Genomic DNA, 17,730 nt, shown 5'->3' on the forward strand with positions numbered 1-17,730 from the left:
GTCATCAGCTTTGAGATGTCGACCGTCGTGGCGATTGGCGGTCGTTCAAATCTCGACGAATCGGCCGCGACGTGGCGGCGGCGAGGCGTTGCCGATGGCCTGTCAACCCGCACATCACCTCGCGGCCGGCGCCGACCGCATACCGTTGTTGACCCGGAAAACGTTGCTAGGGTAGTGAATGCGAATTCCGTTACGCACGAGGTCCACGAAGGTTCCGCTGGCCGCGTCGGCGGTGCGTGGGCGTGTGAAGAGAGGGAGAGGCCGATGAGCTCGACGCAGCCGCGCATGACGACCGAGCAGGAGTCGCGACAACTCGCCGAGGAGTCGCGCGAGCAGGAATGGGCCGGACGCGGATTTCTCCGCGAGCTCTTCCTCGGTCAGTTCAATCCCGATCTCGTCTTCCCCTTCCCCTCGGCGCAACAGGAACGGCCGGAATTCACGAAGTTTTACAATGAGTTGAAGGAATTCCTCGCAACCAGGGTGGATTCGGTCGCGATCGACGAGACGGGCGAGTACCCGGAGCACGTGGTCGACGGGCTGCGCAAGCTCGGCGCCTTCGGAATCAAGATCCCGACCGAGTACGGCGGCCTCGGCTTCACGGTGTCGGAGTACTGCAAGGTCATGGAAATGGTCGGCAGCTACGACGGCAACGTCACCGCGCTGCTGTCGGCGCACCAGTCGATCGGCGTGCCGCAGCCGTTGAAGCTGTTCGGCACTCCGGAGCAGAAGAAGAAGTACCTGCCGCGCTGCGCCGCCGGCGCCATCTCGGCATTCGCGCTCACCGAGCCGCACGTCGGCTCCGACCCGGCGAGCCTCTCCACCACCGTCGAGGCCGATGGCGACTTCTACGTCCTCAACGGCGAGAAGCTCTGGTGCACCAACAGCACCCTCGCCGAGCTGCTGGTGGTGATGGCGCGCGACCCGAAGACCAAGAGGATCAGCGCCTTCATCGTCGAGACCTCGTGGCCGGGGGTGAAGATCGAGTATCGTTGCCGCTTCATGGGACTGAAGGCGCTGGCCAACGGCGTCGTCAGCTTCAAGGACGTGCGCATCCCGAAGGAGAATCTGGTCGGCGAGGAGGGCAAGGGCCTGAAGATCGCCCTCATCACCCTCAACACCGGACGCCTCACCCTGCCCGCGGCGTGCGCCGGCATCGGCAAGCAGTGCCTGGAGATCGTCCGCGGCTGGTCGAACGCGCGCAACCAGTGGGGCCTACCGATCTGGAAGCACGAGGCGGTGGGACACCGCATCGCCGACATGGCGGCGACCGTCTTCGCGATGGACTCGATCGCCAAGATCGCCAGCGCCATGGCGGATCGCGGCGGCTACGACATCCGGCTGGAGGCTGCCGCGGCCAAGGAGTGGAACACGGTTCGCGCCTGGGAGATCGTCGACCGCACGCTGCAGATCCGCGGCGGACGCGGCTACGAGACCGAGAAGTCGCTCAAGGGCCGAGGCGAGGCGCCGATCCCGGTCGAGCGGGTGATGCGCGACTGTCGCATCAACCTCATCTTCGAGGGCTCGAGCGAGGTCATGCACCTGTTCATGGCGCGTGAGGCGGTCGACAAGCACCTGCAGGTCGCCGGCGCGATGATCGACCCCAGGGCGACGGTCGCCACCAAGCTGGCGGCGATGCCGAAGATCCTCGGCTACTACGCATTCTGGTACCCGCCGCTGTGGTTGCGCGGGTTGACGACGTGGTCGAAATTCAGCGACTTCGGCCCGCTCGCCGGCCACATGCGCTTCATCGAGCGCAGCGCCCGCAAGCTGGCGCGCTCCAGCTTCCACGGCATGGCCCTCTACCAGGCGAAGATGGAGCGCAAGCAGGGCTTCCTGTTCCGCTGCGTCGACATCGTCATGGAGCTGTTCGCCATGGCGGCGACCATCTCGCACGCGCGCAGCATCCGCGACGCCGGCGGGGTCGAGGGCAAGCAGGCGCTCGAGCTCGCCGACCTGTTCTGCCGCCAGTCCCGGCGGCGGGTGCGGCAGTCCTTCAAGTCGCTGTGGAGCAACGACGACGCGAAGCTCAACAGCATCGCCGCGCAGGTCATGAAAGGCGAGGACGAGTGGCTGCTCGAGGGCCGGATGCCGCTCGGCTGGAAGCCGGAGGATTTCCGCACCCACGCCATCACCGCGCGCCAGGAGACGGACGCGCCACAGGTGGCCGCCGCCTCCTGACGACGAGCGTCCGATCGCCTGCCTTCGACGGGCGCGCGATCCGTGCTCCAATATCCCGCTGGAGGACCGATGACGCTCGCCCAGATGACCAGCGCCCAGCGGCAGCAGCGGCTCGCCGAGCTCCGCGCCACCTACGACGCCTTCCGCGGCCGCGGCCTGGCGCTCGACATGACGCGCGGCAAGCCGTGCGCGGAGCAGCTCGACCTCTCGCTCGGGCTGCTCGACTGCCTCGGCCGCGACTACAAGGCCGCCGACGGCACCGACTGCCGCAACTACGGCGTGCTCGAAGGGCTGCCCGAGGCGCGCGCCCTGTTCGCGGAGCTGCTCGAGGTCGAGCCGGCGGAGGTGATCGTCGGCGGCAACTCGAGCCTGGCGTTGATGCACGACACCATCGCCCAGTACCTGCTCAAGGGCACGCCCGACGCGCCGCCGTGGCGCGGCAAGCACGAGGTGAAGTTCCTCTGCCCGAGCCCGGGCTACGACCGGCATTTCGCGATCTGCGAGCGCTACGATATCAAGATGCTGCCGATCCCGATGGCGGCGGACGGGCCGGACATCGACTGGGTCGAGCGCCTGGTGCACGCCGACGAGCACATCAAGGGCATGTGGATCGTGCCCCGCTACAGCAACCCCGGCGGCGTCGTCTGCTCGCCGCGCGTCGTGGAACGGCTGGCGGCGATGGAGACCGCGGCGCCCGACTTCCGCATCTTCTGGGACAACGCCTACGCGGTGCACCATCTGGTCGACGACCCGCCGCCGCTCGCCAACCTCCTCGCCGCCTGCCGCGCCGCCGGCCATCCCGAGCGCCCGGTCATCTTCACCTCGACGTCGAAGATCAGCTTCGCCGGCGCCGGCGTCGGCGTCGTCGCCGGCAGCCCCACCAACATCCGCCATCTGCTGGCCGGCATGTCGATCCAGACCATCGGCCACGACAAGCTCAACCAGCTCCGCCACGTCCGCTTCTTCCGCGACGCCGCGGGGATCGCCGCGCACATGCGCAAGCACGCCGCGATCCTGAAGCCGAAGTTCGACGCGGTCACCGCCATCCTGAGCGAGCGCCTCGGCGGCAAGGGCATCGCCACCTGGAGCGAGCCGGCGGGGGGCTATTTCATCAGCCTCGACACCCCGGACCGCTGCGCCACCAGGGTGGTGCAAATGGCCGATGCCGCCGGCGTGAAGCTGACCAAGGCCGGCGCGACGTTTCCGTACGGCAAGGACGCGCACGATCGCAACATCCGCCTGGCGCCGAGCTTCCCGTCGCTGGAGCAGATCCGCCAGGCGATGGAGCTGGTGGCCACCTGCGTCGAGCTCGTCGCCCTCGAACAGGCCGGATAGCAGGGGCCGCGCGCCCCGCGGCCGCACGCGGCGCGAAGGTGACGGGCGTGCGTCGGTCGCCGCGTGCCACCTCCGGGACTCAGGGCGAGCGTTTCATCATGGCATCGATGAGCGGGCGCAGCGCAGCGGCTTCCGCGCTCTCCTCGACCGCCGGCACGGCGCGCAGCGCCTCGACGTAGGCATCCGGCAGACCGTGCTCGATGGCGCCCTCGATGAGCAACGCCATGTAGCGCCGCGACGGCCGCAGCGCCGGGTCGCGGCGGGCGCTCGAGAGCGAGCGCGCTCGCACCGGCGCCGCCGGCGCGAGCGGGAACGCCTCGACCTCGACCGCGTCGTAGTTGCCGATGCGTACCCCCTCGCTGAGCTCGACGTGCGCGAGCGCCTCCACCGCCAGCTCGAACAGCACGCCGAGGACCTCGGCGGCGGGATCGGGCACGATGGTCGCGAAGCCATGGCCGACCGCCAGCAGCGGCGGCTTGTCGAACACCAGCCGCCAGCCCGGCACGCGGGCGGCGACGGCGCGTGAATACGCCACCCCTCGGCGGCCGCGCAGCGTCGCGCTCTGCATGTGTGCGCCGTAGGCGAAATACCACACCGACATCGCCAGCCGCGTAGCCGAGCGGGCCGCCCGACACAATCGCCCGTCGGCGGGCGTCAGGTGTGCAGGACGCGGCCGAACGCGTCGAGGGTCGCCTCGCCGAGCATCTCGGAGAGCGTCGGATGCGGGAAGACGACGCGCATCATCTCGCGCTCGGTGCTCTCCAGCACCTTGGCGATGACGAAGCCCTGGACGAGATCGGTCGCCTCGGCGCCGAACAGATGGGCGCCGAGCAACTCGCCGGTCTCGGCGTCGAAGACCGTCTTCACCACGCCCTCGGGCTCGCCGATCGCGATCGCCTTGCCGTTCGCCTGGTAGGGGAAGCGGCCGACCCGCACCGCGTGCCCGGCGGCGCGCGCCGCCGCCTCGCTGAGGCCGACGCTGGCGATCTGCGGCCGGCAATAGGTGCAGGCGGGAATCGCCTGCGGATCGAGCGGCCGCGCGTCGGCGACGCCGGCGATGCGCTCGACGCAGATGACGCCCTCGTGGCTCGCCTTGTGCGCCAGCCACGGCGGACCGACGACGTCGCCGATCGCGTAGAGGCCCGGCTCGTCGGTCGCCAGCCACTGGTCGACGACGATGTGCCCCCGCTCCACCCGCGCCCGCGTCGTCTCCAGGCCGATGCCCTCGACGTTGCCGACGATGCCGGCGGCGAGGATGACGGCGTCGACGGTGATCGGTGAGGTCGAGCCGCCGCCCAGGTCCATCACCGCCGTGATGCCGTCGCGCTCGCGATGCACCGACTGGACGGTGGCCCCGGTGTGGATGGCGATGCCGCGTTGGCTGAAGCTCTTGTGCGCCGCGGCGGCGATCTCCTCGTCCTCGGCCGGCAGGATGCGCGGCAGCGCCTCGACGACCGTCACCGCCACCCCCATGTCGTGGTAGAAGCTCGCGAACTCGATGCCGATGGCGCCGGCGCCGACGATCAGCAGCGCCCCCGGCAACGCCTTCGGCACCATCGCCTCGCGGTAGGTCCAGACGCGCTCGCCGTCCGGTTCGATGCCGGGCAGCGCGCGTGGTCGCGCGCCGGTGGCGAGGATCACGTGCGCCGCCTCGAGACCGACCGCCTCGGCGCCGTCCCGCTCCACCACCAGTCGGCCCGCTCCCTCCAGCCGCGCCCTGCCCGCGACGACGGTGACGCCGTTCTTCTTCATCAGGTAGCGCACCCCGTTCGAGAGCCGCTGCGCCACGGCGCGCGAGCGGGCCACCACCTTGTCGAGGTCGAAGCGCACCGCCTCGGCGCTGAAGCCGTGCGCGTCGAGGTGGCGCAGCAGGTGGTTGATCTCGGCGGTGCGGAGCAGCGCCTTGGTCGGGATGCAGCCCCAGTTCAGGCAGATGCCGCCGAGCTGGTCGCGCTCCACCAGCGCGGTCGTCAATCCGAGCTGGCGGGCCCGAATCGCGGCCACGTAGCCGCCCGGGCCGCCGCCCACGATCACCACATCGAACCGACTCTCCGCCATGCGCGCCAGGCTAGCAGAAACCGCGCCTGGACTCCTTGGCGGGGCCGCGCCGCGGCTGGTAGCCTGCCGCCGTGCAGAAACGGACGCGGGCGCAGCGGCTGCCGCCGGCCGACCGCCACCAGCAACTGCTCGACGCCGCCATCCGCGCCTTCGCGCAGCGCGGCCTCAGCCGCACCGGGCACGCCGACGTCGCCAAGCTGGCGCAGGTATCCGCCGCCACCGTGTTCAGCTACTTCCGCACCCGCGCGCGCCTCGTCGAATCGGTGCTCACCGCCGTCGCCCACTATTACGAGGCGATGGCGGACCGATTCCATCAGCCGCAGCGCGACGCGGCGCGCGCCCTGCTCGAGCACGCCGTCGCCTTCGCGACCTCGGTGGAGAGCGACCCCGACCACGCCCGCGTCGTCCTCGAATGGAGCACCGCCATCCGCGACGACTCCTGGCCGCTCTTCCTGCGTTTCCAGGAGGGGGTGCTGCGGCGCTGCATCGAGACCATCCGCCGCGGCCAGGCCGAGGGCAGCATCGACAGCGAGATCGACGCCGAGACCGGGGCGCTGATGATCATCGGCTCGAGCTGGATGGTGATCCAGATGCGCTTCACGCACTGGCCGGCCGAGCGGGTCCACCGCTTCGTGCTCGGCCAGTTGCGCGGCGCCATCGGCGCCGCCGCGTTGGCGAAGGCGCTGACCGCCGAGAGCTGAGCGCCGTCAGCTCACCGCGGCAACGCCTTCGGCGGCGTGGCGTTGGCGATCGGTCCGGTCAGGGCCTCCATGAACGCCACCAGGTCGCGCTTCTCCTGGGCCGAGAGGCCGAGTGGCTGCATGTCCTTCGACAGCCACGGGTTGCGGTTGCCGCCGCGGTCGTAGAATTCCACCACCTCGACCAGCGTCCCCTCGCTGCCGTCGTGCATGTAGGGCGCCGTGAGCTCGATGTTGCGCAGCGTCGGCGTCTTGAACGCGCCCTTGTCCTCGTCGACCTTGGTCACCACGTAGCGCCCGAGATCGGGCTTCTCGGCGTCCATGCCGACGCCGAGGTTGTGGAACTTCTCGTCGGTGAAATTGAATCCGAGATGGCAGGTGACGCAGCGGGCGCGGCCGAAGAAGGCGCCCATGCCGCGCAGTTGCGCCTCGCTCATCGCGCCCTTGTCGCCGGCGAGGTAGCGGTCGTAGGGACTGTCCCCGGTCACCACCGTGCGCTCGTAGGCGGCGATCGCGGCCGCGATGCGCGGCATGTCGATCGTCGAATCGCCGAAGGCCTTGGCGAACAGCGGGGCATAGCCCGGGACGTCCTTGACGCGGGCGACCACGTCGTCGTGCGACCCCATCGCCATCTCCACCGGGTTGACCAGCGGCCCGTGCGCCTGCTCCTCGAGGTCCTTCGCCCGCCCGTCCCAGAACTGCGCCTTGGAGAACAGCCGGTTCATCACCGTCGGACTGTTGCGCGCCCCGAACTGATGGCCGACGCCGGGCGAGGTGCGGTTGGGATCGGCGAAACCGTGGAACGGCATGTGGCAACTGGCGCAGGACACGGTGCGGTCCTTCGACAGGCGCTCGTCGAAGTACAGGAGCTTGCCGAGCGCGATCTTGTCGTCGCTCATCGGGTTGTTGTCGGGGATATAGGCCCCCTCCGCCTGCAGGCCGAGTGGCAGGGTCATCGACCAGGTGCCCGAGCGCACCACCTGCGCCGCCGGCTGGGTCGCCTCGGGGGTCGCGGCGTTCTGCTGCGCCGCCACCGCCTCTCCCAGTGCCGCGAGCATCACCATCGCCGTCGCCATCCGCATCGCTGTCGCAATCCGCATCCGCGCCTCCAGAACCGGAATCGTGGGATTCCCTAACAGTGCGCGTCGGCGATGCAACCCGGTTGACCCCGCGCATCATGGTCGATATTACGGATCGCGATTCAGAGCCTCGGCGGAAGATTAGAATCATGAATGAACGCGAGGAGCGTTTCTCACCCGGCGGGGGCACGGCCGGCGTTGCCTTCCGCGTCGCATCGTGGTGCATGCGACGGCGGAGCGCGCGGCGGCGGGCGAAGCGGACACGGGCGATCCAATCGCGGACGGCATGCCCGCTTCACGACGCGCGGCGGCGCGACTGATGGAGCGAGTGGAGGCGCGGAGATGACGACCTCAACGCTGAGCGGTGGCTATCGCGAGGGGCTGGGCGCCACGCAGCGAACCGACCGCTGGTGGATCGAACCACTGTGGACGGGAGTCGGGTTCCTGCTCTTCGTCCTCTATGCCAACTGGGCTGCGTTCCAGGGCAATCACTATTTCTACGGCGGGTATCTGTCGCCGTTCTTCTCGCCGGTCCTGTTCACCGATCCCACGGTGGCCGGCGCCGCCCCGGTCGAGCACGCCTGGTTCGGCGTCTGGCCCGACTGGCTGCGCGCCATCTGGCCGTCGTTCATGCCGACCTCGCCCGCCTGGCTGATCCTCGCCGGCCCGCTGTCGTTCCGCCTCACCTGCTACTACTACCGCAAGTTCTACTACCGGGCGTATTTCCTGACCCCGCCCGCCTGCGCGGTCGGGGCGCGCTCGCAGCAGAGCTACCGCGGCGAGACGCTCCTCTTCCTCTTCCAGAACCTGCACCGCTACGCGCTCTACATCGCCATCGCGTACATCTTCGTCCTCTCCTACGACGCCTATCTGGCGTTCTGGCGCGACGGCCGCTTCGGCATCGGCCTCGGCACGATCATCCTGCTGCTCAACCCGATCCTGCTCGGCAGCTACACCTTCGGCTGCCACTCGTTCCGCCACCTGGTCGGCGGCCGTCTCAACTGCTTCAGTTGCGACGGCGCCTCGCAGGCCCGCCACGGCGCCTGGCAGCGCGTCTCGTGGCTCAACCAGCGCCACATGCTGTTCGCCTGGATGAGCCTGGTGTGGGTCGGGTTCTGCGACTTCTACGTCCGCATGGTGTCGATGGGCTACATCCACGACCCGAGCACCTGGGGCTGAGCGATGGCTGACCTCTCCGACATCCAATCCGTCGAGCACGACGTCGTCGTGATCGGCGCCGGCGGCGCCGGGCTGCGCGCCGCCATCGAGTGCGGCCTGCAGGGCCTCAACACCGGCCTGGTCTGCAAGTCGCTGCTCGGCAAGGCGCACACCGTCATGGCCGAGGGCGGCTGCGCCGCCGCGCTCGGCAACGTGGCGCCGCAGGACAACTGGAAGGTCCACTTCCGCGACACCATGCGCGGCGGCAAGTTCCTCAACGACTGGCGCATGGCCGAGCTGCACGCCAAGCAGGCCCCGGACCGGGTGCGCGAGCTCGAGGAGTGGGGCGCCGTCTTCGACCGCACGCCCAGCGGGCTGATCAGCCAGCGCAACTTCGGCGGGCACCGCTATCCCCGCCTGGCGCACGTCGGCGACCGCACCGGCCTGGAGATGATCCGAACCCTCCAGGACAAACTGGTCTACCTCCAGCACGTCGCCGTCCACATGGAGTGCACGGCGCTCGAGCTGCTGCTCGACGACGGCGCCATCGCCGGCGTCCTCGCCTACTGGCGCGAGACCGGCCGCCTCTTCCTGCTCAAGACCAAGGCGGTGATCCTCGCCACCGGTGGCGGCGGGCGCGCCTGGCGCTTCACCTCGAACTCCTGGGAGTACACCGGCGACGGCTTCGCCCTGGCCTACGAAGCCGGCGCCGAGCTCATCAACATGGAGTTCACCCAGTTCCACCCGACCGGCATGGTGTGGCCGCCCTCGGTGCGCGGCATCCTGGTGACCGAGGGCGTCCGCGGCGACGGCGGCGTGCTCAAGAACAGCGCCGGCGACCGCTTCATGTTCTCCTACATTCCGGAGAAGTTCGCCGCCGAGACCGCCGACACGGTGGAGGAGGCCGACCGCTGGCTGGCCGACTCGAGCAAGAACCGCCGGCCGCCCGAGCTCCTCACCCGCGACGTCGTCGCCCGCGCCATCACCCGCGAGGTGGTCGAGGGCCGCGGCTCGCCGCACGGCGGCGTCTTCCTCGACATCGCCTCGCGCCGCGACCCCGAGTTCATCAAGCGCAAGCTGCCGTCGATGTACCACCAGTTCAAGGAGCTGGCGGGCGTCGACATCACCAAGGAGCCGATGGAGGTCGGTCCCACCCTGCACTACTTCATGGGCGGCATCCGCGTCGACGCCGACACCCAGATGTCGCGCGTGCCCGGGCTGTTCGCCGCCGGCGAGTGCTCTGGCGGCATGCACGGCGCCAACCGCCTCGGCGGCAATTCGCTCTCCGACCTGCTGGTGTTCGGGCAGCTCGCCGGCGTCGGCGCCCGGCAGTACATCAGCGGCCTCGGCAAGCAGCCACGCATCGACATGGCGCAGGTCGAACGCGCCGTGCAGCGCGCCACCGCGCCGCTCAACCGCGCCGAGGGCATCAACCCGTACGTCGTCACCGAGCACCTCCAGCACGTCATGGACCGCTACGTGAACATCGTCCGCCAGCGGGACGAGTTGGAAACCGCGCTCGTCGAGCTGGAGAAGCTCAAGCAGGAGGTCGCGCAGGTGAAGGCGCCCGGCGCGTCGCAGTACAACCCGGGCTGGCACGAGGCGATCGCGCTCGGCTCGCTGCTGATCACCGCCGAGTCGGTCACCCGCGCGGCGCTGATCCGCGAGGAGAGCCGCGGCGGTCACAGCCGCGTCGACTTCCCCGGCGAGAGCGACGAGTGGGTGAAGGTCAGCGTGGTGGCGCGCAAGGGCGTCGACGGCCAGATGGAGGTCCGCACGGAACCCCGTCCCCAGCCGCCCGCCGATCTGGCGCAGATCGCCCACGCCACGCTCGAGGAGCTCGAGGGATCCGGCGCCACCGCGGCGCGGGAGAAGGGAGCGTCGGCATGACCACCCGCACCTTCCGCGTCTGGCGCGGCGACAAGAGCGGCGGCGAGTTCCGCGACTACGAGGTCCCGATCGACGAGGGCATGGTGGTGCTCGACGTCGTGCACCGCATCCAGGCGACCCAGGCGCCCGACTTGGCGGTGCGCTGGAACTGCAAGGCCGGCAAGTGCGGCTCGTGCAGTTGCGAGATCAACGGCAAGCCGCGGCTGTCGTGCATGACGCGCATGGACACGCTGCCCGCCGAGGGCCCGATCACCGTGCAGCCGATCAAGACCTTCCCGGTGATCCGCGACCTGGTCACCGACGTCGCCTGGAACTACCGGCAGAAGCGGCGCATCCCGGGCTTCCGCCCGCGGCCGCGCAATCCCGACGGCACCTACCGGATGCAGCAGGAGGACGTCGACCGCATCCAGGAGTTCCGCAAGTGCATCGAGTGCTACCTGTGCCAGGACGTCTGCCACGTGCTGCGCGACCAGGGGAAGCTCGACAAGTTCGTCGGCCCGCGCTTCATGATCTACCTGGCGAACCAGGAGATGCACCCGCTCGACAACGCCGACCGCATCCCGGCGGTGCGCCGCGACTTCGGATCCGGCTACTGCAACATCACCAAGTGCTGCACCGAAGTCTGCCCGGAGGGCATCCACATCACCGACAACGCGATCATCCCGCTCAAGGAACGCGTCGTCGACCGCTTCTACGACCCGATCGCCGCCATCGTGCGCTTGGTGCGCGACAAGCCGACGAAGGAACCGGCGCCGGCGCTCGATCCGGACTGAGGGGACGCGACCGAGGTCACGCGCAGGCGGACCGAGCACGCCGGGACCACTCAGGCGACCTCGTGTCCGGCATCCGCCCCCGCGTCCTTCGTGGCCGGCGTCGACAGCGGCAGCGGCAGCGGGTCGGCGCCGGTGATCAGCCGCGCGCCGCGGTTGCGGGTGAAGTACATCCACGCCCACTGCACGAGGACGAGCAACCGGTTCTCGAACTCCACCAGATAGAGGAGGTGGATGAACAGCCAGGCGAGCCAGGCGGGGAGCCCCGACATGTGGACCAGGCGCAGATTGGCGACGGCGCTGGAGCGCCCGATCGTCGCCATCGTCCCCTTGTCGAAGTAGCGGAACGGCCGCACCGCTCGGCCGGTGGCGCGCGCGACCACGCGGCGTGCCGCATGGCGGCCCTGCGCCATGGCCACCGGCGCGATCCCGGGCAGCAGGGCGCCGTCCTGCTCGCAGTGCGCCATGTCGCCGATGACCGCGATCTCGGGGTGGCCGGGCAGGCTGAGATCCGGCAGCACGTGCACTCGGCCGGCGCGGTCGAGCGCCGCGCCGGTCGCCGCCGCCAACTGGCGCGCCAGGGGCGAGGCGGCGACACCGGCGGCCCACAGCACCGTGCGGCTCCGGATCACCTCGCTCCGCTCCCCGTGCGTCACCGTCACGGACGCCGCGTCGATCGCGGAGACGCTGCTCCGCAGGCGCACCGTCACCCCCAGATGCTCGAGCGATCGGCAGGCCTTCTCGGAGAGATCGCGTGGATACGCCGGCAACACGCGGTCCGTCGCCTCGACGAGGAGGATGCGCGAATCGCGCGGGTGGATGGCGCGGAAGTCGTTCTTCAGGGTGTCGTTGGCGATCTCGCTCAGCGCCCCGGCGAGCTCCACGCCGGTCGGACCGGCGCCGACGACCACGAACGTCAGCCAGGCCTCGCGCCGCGCGGGGTCGGGCTCGCGCTCGGCGGTCTCGAAGGCGAGCAGGATCCGCCGCCGCATCTCCGTCGCGTCCTCGATCGTCTTCAGCCCCGGCGCGAACGGCTCCCACTGATCGTTGCCGAAGTAGTGGTGGGTGGCGCCGGTGGCGACGATCAGCTCGTCGTAGTCCACCGCGCCGTCGCTGAGCTGGACCCGGCGCTGCTCGACGTCGATGCGCTCCACCTCGCCGAGGAGCACTCGCGTGTTGCCATGCCGGCTCAGCACGGCGCGCAGCGGCGAGGCGATCTCCCCCGGCGACAGTCCGCCGGTCGCCACCTGGTAGAGCAGCGGCTGGAAGAGATGGAAGTTGCGTCGGTCGACCAGCGTCACCTGCACGGGCGCGCGCTTCAGCGAGCGCGCCGCGTAGAGGCCGCCGAAGCCGCCGCCGACGATGACCACCCGGGTTGCCGCGTTCGCCACGATCGGTACCCTACCATCCGATGTGCGGCGCGACAGATGGCCTCGCGGTCGATCGCGACAGCGTCGAGCTCTTCGTCCGGCGCACGCACCTGCCGGCGCCCGCCGCCACCGTGTTCCAGTGGCACGAGCGGCCCGGGGCCTTCGAGCGCCTGACGCCGCCCTGGGAGGCGGTGCGGGTGATCGAGCGCCGCGGCGGCGTCGAGGACGGCTCCCGGGCGGTGCTGCGCATGGGCCGCGGCCCGCTCGCCGTCCGCTGGGTCGCCGAGCACCGCGACTACATCGCCGGCGAGCAATTCCGCGATGTCCAGACGGCGGGCCCGTTCGCCCGCTGGGTGCACACCCACCGCGTCGAGCCGGACGGCGCCGCCGCCTGCTGGCTCGAGGATCGCATCGAGTACGCCCTGCCCCTCGGCGGCCTGGGCGCCCTCGTCGGCGGCGGCTACACCCGACGCAAGCTGGCGCGCCTGTTCCGCTACCGCCACCAGGTCACGGCCGGCGACGTGGCGGCGCACGCGCGCCTGTCAGGAGTGGAGACGATGAAGATTCTGGTCACCGGAGCGAGCGGCCTGATCGGCGGCACCCTGGCTCCGTTTCTCACCACCGGCGGGCACCAGGTGCTCCGCCTCACTCGCGGCCGCCCGCGACCTGGCGCCGCGACCTGGGATCCCGATCAGGGCAGGATCGACCGCGGCGCCCTCGAGGGCCTCGATGCGGTCGTCCACCTCGCCGGCGAGAACATCTCGACCGGCCGCTGGACGGCGACGAAAAAGGCGCGCATCCACGACAGCCGGGTCAACGGCACCCGCCTCCTGTGCGAGACGCTGGCCTCGCTGCGGCAGCCACCGGCGGTGCTGATCGCCGCCTCCGCGATCGGCTACTACGGCGATCGCGGTCGCGACGTCGTCGACGAGGACAGCGCCCCCGGCGCCGGCTTCCTGGCCGACGTGTGCAAGGAGTGGGAAGCCGCCACCGCCCCCGCCGCGGCGCGCGGCATCCGGGTCGTGAACATGCGCTTCGGCGTCGTCCTCTCCGGCGGCGGCGGCGCGCTCGCCAGCATGCTGACGCCGTTCCGGCTCGGCGCCGGCGGCCCGATCGGCGGCGGCGAACAATTCGTGAGCTGGATCGCGATCGACGACACCGTCGACGCGATCCTCTTCGCCCTCACCAACCAGGCGCTGTCGGGGCCGGTGAACGCCGTGGCGCCCGCGCCGGTGACCAACGCCGAGCTCGCCCGCACCCTCGGCGCCGTGCTGTCGCGCCCCGCGGTGCTCCCCCTGCCCGCCTTCGCGGTCCGCCTGCTGTTCGGCGAGATGGGCGAGGAGCTGCTGCTCGCCAGCACCCGCGTCGAACCGCATCGCCTGCAGGCGGCTGGCTTCGCCTTCCGCTTTCCGACCCTCGAGCCGGCGCTGCGCTACCTGCTCGGTCGCTGAGACCATCCCGGCGGACGGCGCATCGCCTCGCGCCCGCGGCTGCGCAGGTCCTGCCTCCACGCCTTGCGAGGCGGCGGCACTCGCCGAACTCAAATCCGAAAGCGTCCACCTGTCCACGGAACCGGGGCAACTCCAGCCGAGCGGGCCGCAGGCCCGCGTCGGCTGCAGCGCGTAGTTAGGCGGCGGCAACGTCGATGACTGCGCTGGTAGACGACGGCGCTGGTACAGACTGCCCATCCTGTCGCAATCCCTCGATGTGGAACTCGATCGCCTCGCGGATCAACTCCAACGCTTCCTCTCGAGTTTCGCCGGCCGCGACACAGCCCGGAAGGTCCGGCACATACGCGCCGAAAGAGGTGGGACCCTGCTCAACCACTACGAGATACCGCATGCGCCCTCTCCTACTTCTTGAGGCCGGCCTGCTTCAGCACGCTGGTGAGTGTTCCGGGAGGAACGTCGACGCCGGGCTTGCCAGCCACCGTCACGGTACCAGGCTTGTTCGGGTGTCGGAACTGTCGATGACTGCCTCTCGTCCGGACTTCCTGCCATCCGTCTGCTTCGATCAAGGCGATCAGATCCCGAACCTTCACGCGCGGAATCTACCAGGCAGCACTTGAGCCGCATAACGCCTGGCGCCTGAGCCGCCGGCGCAGAAGCGTTCGCGAGAAGCAGTGACGGTTGAGCCGGTCGGCTCCAGGCGCGGGTTAGCCGACGAGTTTGCCATATTCTGCGTGCGTCCCGATCCACACCCAGTAGATCCCCTCCTTCACCTCCGTGCCCAGGGCGCGGTAGTGTTCCCCGACACGAACCGACCACAGCTCACCGATGCGCTTGAAGTGAAGCGAGGGGTGGCGCGGGTCTGACTTGAGGAGGGCATAGTTCTTGTCCGCCAACTCTCGGACATCCGCGGGCAACGCATGGTACAGCGCCCAGAACCGCGGCGACGCGAGGTGGCTCAAAGCTCGCGGGCCTTCCCAGCCTTGTAGTCGGCGAGTGCTTCAGCGACGAGACCGTCGAGTTTGCCCGCCTTTGCGTCCGCCTCGATCTGCTCGTCCCAGACACGAGCGTCGAACTCGACGAACCATGCCCGAAATTCCGCAAGGTCCCGCGGTGACAGCCTCGCGATTCGCTCCTCGAGTTGCTCGACTTCGCTCATTGGTTCAGCTCCGTTCGCCGCGGCATGCTACACGACGCGTCGACGATCGGCTAACGCCAGCGCTCAGCCGCGCGGGCCGCAGGCCCGCGTCGGCTGCACCGCATAGTTAGACGTCGCCGTTTCGCGCCGATTCTCAGATAATCCATTGGCCATCGATCCAGATCTCCATGCTCTCGTGCTCTGTGCTCTCTTCGACATGCATTACCAGATCACTTTCGAACTCGAACACGATCGCCCGATCGCCCACCTCGCAGCGCCGCACCTCGGTGTTCATGATGTCGAAGAAGGCGGCATCGGGCCACCGACCTGGCTCCCAAAAACCGACCTGTCGGCCAGCGCGGAAGAGCTTCACGGCGGACCACACAGCGAATCGAACACGGCCGAAATCGAACTGCAGGTCAAACTGCCCGACCCTGATCTGTGTCGTGAACTTCCCGACGACCGGGGAAAGGTCAAGATCATCGGGGATTCCGTCCATAAAGGAGTCTAACGCTGCCGTTCAGCCGCGCGGGCCACGCCGCGCCGTGTCCCGTCCGATCGGCCTCGCGGCCCGCGTCGGCTGCAATGGCTTGTTAGGGCGGCGGCGCGAGTAAGGAGCCGTTCGCGACGGCTCGCGCGCGGCACTCGACGACGAGACGCAGCGCCATCCGTGCTGGCGCGAGCAGCGCGGTGCCTCCGGAGCGACGAGCCCACCGCGCCCGCCGGCGACCAGAGGGCCCGCGACGAGCTGGATCGTCGCTGTGGTCGCAACCCGTTCAACCTGCCCCTCGTCTCCGGAGTTCCTGCCGGCCTAACGCTGCGGTTCAGCCGCGCGGGCCACGCCGCGCGGACTCCCGTTATTCGTTCGGCCCCGCGGCCCGCGTCGGCTGCAACCGCTTGTTATTGAGTATCGTAAAATATAGTGACATTGAGCGGCGGATGTGATACACGACGATCCATGGGAAATCCGGCGGGGGTGAAGCGGGATTTTGATGAGTTGGAACGGCGGCGACTGGAGGCCGCGCGGTTACTGAAGGCCGGGGTGAAACCGGCCGAGGTGGCGCGGCGGGTGGGCGTCCATCGCCAGTCGGTGAGTCGCTGGGTGCAGCAGTTGGCGACCCACGGGCGGGCCGGGCTGAAGAAGGCGGGGCGCGCGGGGCGCCCACCGCGCCTGACCGCCTCGCAACGCCGCCAGCTCGAACGCGCCCTGCAGCGCGGCCCGGAAGCGCTCGGATACCCCACCGGGCCGTGGACCACCGGCGCGTCGCGGAGCTGATCGAGCAGGAGTTCGCGGAGCGCTTCCATCCCGGCCACGTCTGGCGCTTGCCCCGGCAGCCTGGGTGGAGCTGCCAGCGGCCGACCGGGCGCGCCCTGGAGCGCGACGAAGCCCGTATCCGCTGGTGGAAACGCGAGCACTGGCCCGCCCCAAAAAGCCCGCCGCGAGCGGCGCACCATCGTCTTCATCGATGAAAGCGGACTCAGTGAGCGCCCGCACCGCTGTCGGACATGGGCGCCGCGGGGGCAGACCCCGGTCCTCCAGTATCACTTCCACTGGAAGACGCTCTCGGCGATCGCGGGCGTAAATGTGGTGGCAGTTCTACTTCCGGCTGTACCCCGGCACGATCAAGAGTCCGAGATCGTCGACTTCTGGCCGTCTCCAACGGGCCCTCCCCGCAAAGCGCTCATCATCTGGAGCCGGCGCTGCGGCAGCACCGCAGTCGACTGGTGAAGGACTTCATCGCTCGCCAGCGCGGCGCGATTCACCTGGAGTACCTGCCCGCCTACGCGCCGGAGCTGAACCCCGTGGAATACATCTGGGGGTACTGGAAGAAGCATGAGCTGCCCAACTTCTGTCCGAAGGACTTCTCGCAGCTCACCACCGTGGCGCGCCGCGCCTTGCGCCGAATGCAGCGCCGCCCCACGCTGGTGACCGCCTTCTGGCAGCAAGCGGAGCTGTTCTAGATCCCGTCACTATATTCTGCGAGACTCAATAGGGCGGCGTCGCGAGTGAGAAGCCGCTCGCGACGGTTCGCGCGCTGCACGCGACGACGCGACGCAGCGACATCCGTGCTCGCACGAGCAGCGCGGTGGCTCCGGAGCGACGCGCCAACCGCGCCCGCCGGCGACGACAGGGCCAGCGACGACGTGGATGATTGCTGTGGTTGCGACCCGTTCAACATGCCCCTCGTCTCCGGAGTTCCTGCCGGCCTAACGCCAGCGGTCAGCCGCGCGGGCCGCAGGCCCGCGTCGGCTGCACCGGGAAGTTAGAATGCTCTAGGACTCGAAGCCACTGTCGATCATGGACGAAGCTTCTTGGTTGGTAGGTGGCCAGGAGGAGAGGGCGTGGGCAATACGGGCAACGAGATGCGTTCCCAGTTGCCGCTGGACCTCCTCAACTCCGCAGAGAGGATCCGGGCGACAATCAATTCCCGCCGATACATGCCCATATGGCCAAAGCAGCCTGGCTGGCTGACGGTTCCTTCGACACGCACACGGACCTCGGATGTCTCGTCTTCTCCCGGTGCTTTCGCGGCTACCCAGACGGGTTCTGTGTCGCCTGCCAGCCACCATCTACAGGCGGTTCCCTCCGGCACAAACTCGCTCATTT

At 69.5% G+C, this 17,730-nt stretch carries 18 protein-coding genes; 11 read left to right on the forward strand and 7 right to left on the reverse strand.

The annotated features are described in order from the left end of the window. The first annotated feature begins 264 nt into the window (after positions 1 to 264). Both KF840_06490 and KF840_06495 read left to right on the forward strand, forming a co-directional pair. Positions 265 to 2,178: an acyl-CoA dehydrogenase family protein gene (locus KF840_06490; protein ID MBX3024542.1), complete on the forward strand. Its 1,914-nt coding sequence runs from the start codon at positions 265 to 267 to the stop codon at positions 2,176 to 2,178. Positions 2,179 to 2,247: 69 nt separating this feature from the next. Continuing rightward, positions 2,248 to 3,513: an aminotransferase class I/II-fold pyridoxal phosphate-dependent enzyme gene (locus KF840_06495; GenBank protein MBX3024543.1), complete on the forward strand. Its 1,266-nt coding sequence runs from the start codon at positions 2,248 to 2,250 to the stop codon at positions 3,511 to 3,513. A gap of 79 nt (positions 3,514 to 3,592) precedes the next feature. Here KF840_06495 and KF840_06500 read toward each other — a convergent pair whose 3' ends face one another. After that, positions 3,593 to 4,114 (reverse strand): gamma-glutamylcyclotransferase, encoded by a 522-nt coding sequence (locus KF840_06500; GenBank protein MBX3024544.1) that lies wholly within the window; start codon positions 4,112 to 4,114, stop codon positions 3,593 to 3,595. Positions 4,115 to 4,167: 53 nt separating this feature from the next. Next, on the reverse strand, positions 4,168 to 5,571 hold the full coding sequence (gene lpdA, locus KF840_06505; protein MBX3024545.1) for a dihydrolipoyl dehydrogenase: 1,404 nt from the start codon (positions 5,569 to 5,571) through the stop codon (positions 4,168 to 4,170). Between the two features lie 71 nt (positions 5,572 to 5,642). Here lpdA and KF840_06510 point away from each other — a divergent pair, with 71 nt between their 5' ends. Then, a complete protein-coding gene (locus KF840_06510) occupies positions 5,643 to 6,272 on the forward strand; it encodes a TetR/AcrR family transcriptional regulator (protein MBX3024546.1) in 630 nt (209 codons plus the stop codon). An 11-nt stretch (positions 6,273 to 6,283) separates the two neighbouring features. On the opposite strand, the gene KF840_06515 is transcribed toward KF840_06510, so the two are convergent. Continuing rightward, the gene (locus KF840_06515) at positions 6,284 to 7,369 is read right to left on the reverse strand and encodes a c-type cytochrome (protein ID MBX3024547.1); all 1,086 of its coding nucleotides are present in this window, start codon (positions 7,367 to 7,369) and stop codon (positions 6,284 to 6,286) included. Positions 7,370 to 7,690: 321 nt separating this feature from the next. Here KF840_06515 and KF840_06520 point away from each other — a divergent pair, with 321 nt between their 5' ends. The 3 genes from KF840_06520 to KF840_06530 are packed head-to-tail and all read left to right on the forward strand — an operon-like array spanning position 7,691 to position 11,169. Beyond that, positions 7,691 to 8,527 carry a succinate dehydrogenase gene (locus KF840_06520; GenBank protein ID MBX3024548.1) on the forward strand — a complete coding sequence of 279 codons (837 nt, stop codon included), beginning with the start codon at positions 7,691 to 7,693 and terminating at the stop codon, positions 8,525 to 8,527. 3 nt (positions 8,528 to 8,530) lie between these two features. Further along, positions 8,531 to 10,396: a fumarate reductase/succinate dehydrogenase flavoprotein subunit gene (locus tag KF840_06525; GenBank protein ID MBX3024549.1), complete on the forward strand. Its 1,866-nt coding sequence runs from the start codon at positions 8,531 to 8,533 to the stop codon at positions 10,394 to 10,396. Next, complete coding sequence (locus KF840_06530; protein MBX3024550.1) at positions 10,393 to 11,169, forward strand: succinate dehydrogenase/fumarate reductase iron-sulfur subunit; 777 nt, start codon at positions 10,393 to 10,395, stop codon at positions 11,167 to 11,169. The genes KF840_06525 and KF840_06530 overlap by 4 nt, the downstream gene beginning before the upstream one ends. Before the next feature lie 50 nt (positions 11,170 to 11,219). Here KF840_06530 and KF840_06535 read toward each other — a convergent pair whose 3' ends face one another. Further along, positions 11,220 to 12,560 carry an NAD(P)/FAD-dependent oxidoreductase gene (locus tag KF840_06535; GenBank protein ID MBX3024551.1) on the reverse strand — a complete coding sequence of 447 codons (1,341 nt, stop codon included), beginning with the start codon at positions 12,558 to 12,560 and terminating at the stop codon, positions 11,220 to 11,222. Positions 12,561 to 12,577: 17 nt separating this feature from the next. Between KF840_06535 and KF840_06540 the strand changes: the two genes are divergently transcribed. Then, entirely contained in the window at positions 12,578 to 13,987 is a 1,410-nt protein-coding gene (locus tag KF840_06540; GenBank protein ID MBX3024552.1) for a TIGR01777 family oxidoreductase, read from the forward strand. Positions 13,988 to 14,162: 175 nt separating this feature from the next. On the opposite strand, the gene KF840_06545 is transcribed toward KF840_06540, so the two are convergent. From KF840_06545 to KF840_06555, 3 genes are all read right to left on the reverse strand, one after another. After that, a complete protein-coding gene (locus KF840_06545; protein ID MBX3024553.1) occupies positions 14,163 to 14,378 on the reverse strand; it encodes a type II toxin-antitoxin system HicB family antitoxin in 216 nt (71 codons plus the stop codon). 10 nt (positions 14,379 to 14,388) lie between these two features. Beyond that, positions 14,389 to 14,577, reverse strand: coding sequence for a type II toxin-antitoxin system HicA family toxin (locus KF840_06550; GenBank protein MBX3024554.1), 189 nt, complete (start codon positions 14,575 to 14,577; stop codon positions 14,389 to 14,391). Positions 14,578 to 14,942: 365 nt separating this feature from the next. Beyond that, positions 14,943 to 15,143 carry a hypothetical protein gene (locus KF840_06555; GenBank protein MBX3024555.1) on the reverse strand — a complete coding sequence of 67 codons (201 nt, stop codon included), beginning with the start codon at positions 15,141 to 15,143 and terminating at the stop codon, positions 14,943 to 14,945. A gap of 196 nt (positions 15,144 to 15,339) precedes the next feature. Between KF840_06555 and KF840_06560 the strand changes: the two genes are divergently transcribed. From KF840_06560 to KF840_06575, 4 genes are all read left to right on the forward strand, one after another. Further along, complete coding sequence (locus KF840_06560) at positions 15,340 to 15,633, forward strand: hypothetical protein (GenBank protein ID MBX3024556.1); 294 nt, start codon at positions 15,340 to 15,342, stop codon at positions 15,631 to 15,633. A 447-nt stretch (positions 15,634 to 16,080) separates the two neighbouring features. Further along, on the forward strand, positions 16,081 to 16,398 hold the full coding sequence (locus tag KF840_06565) for a helix-turn-helix domain-containing protein (protein ID MBX3024557.1): 318 nt from the start codon (positions 16,081 to 16,083) through the stop codon (positions 16,396 to 16,398). A 27-nt stretch (positions 16,399 to 16,425) separates the two neighbouring features. After that, entirely contained in the window at positions 16,426 to 16,851 is a 426-nt protein-coding gene (locus tag KF840_06570) for a transposase (protein MBX3024558.1), read from the forward strand. After that, a complete protein-coding gene (locus KF840_06575) occupies positions 16,848 to 17,084 on the forward strand; it encodes a transposase (GenBank protein MBX3024559.1) in 237 nt (78 codons plus the stop codon). Before KF840_06570 ends, KF840_06575 begins: the two co-directional genes overlap by 4 nt. Positions 17,085 to 17,730 lie beyond the last annotated feature (646 nt).

Source organism: bacterium (genome assembly GCA_019637795.1).
Classification (GTDB): Bacteria; Desulfobacterota; Binatia; order HRBIN30; family CADEER01; genus JAHBUY01.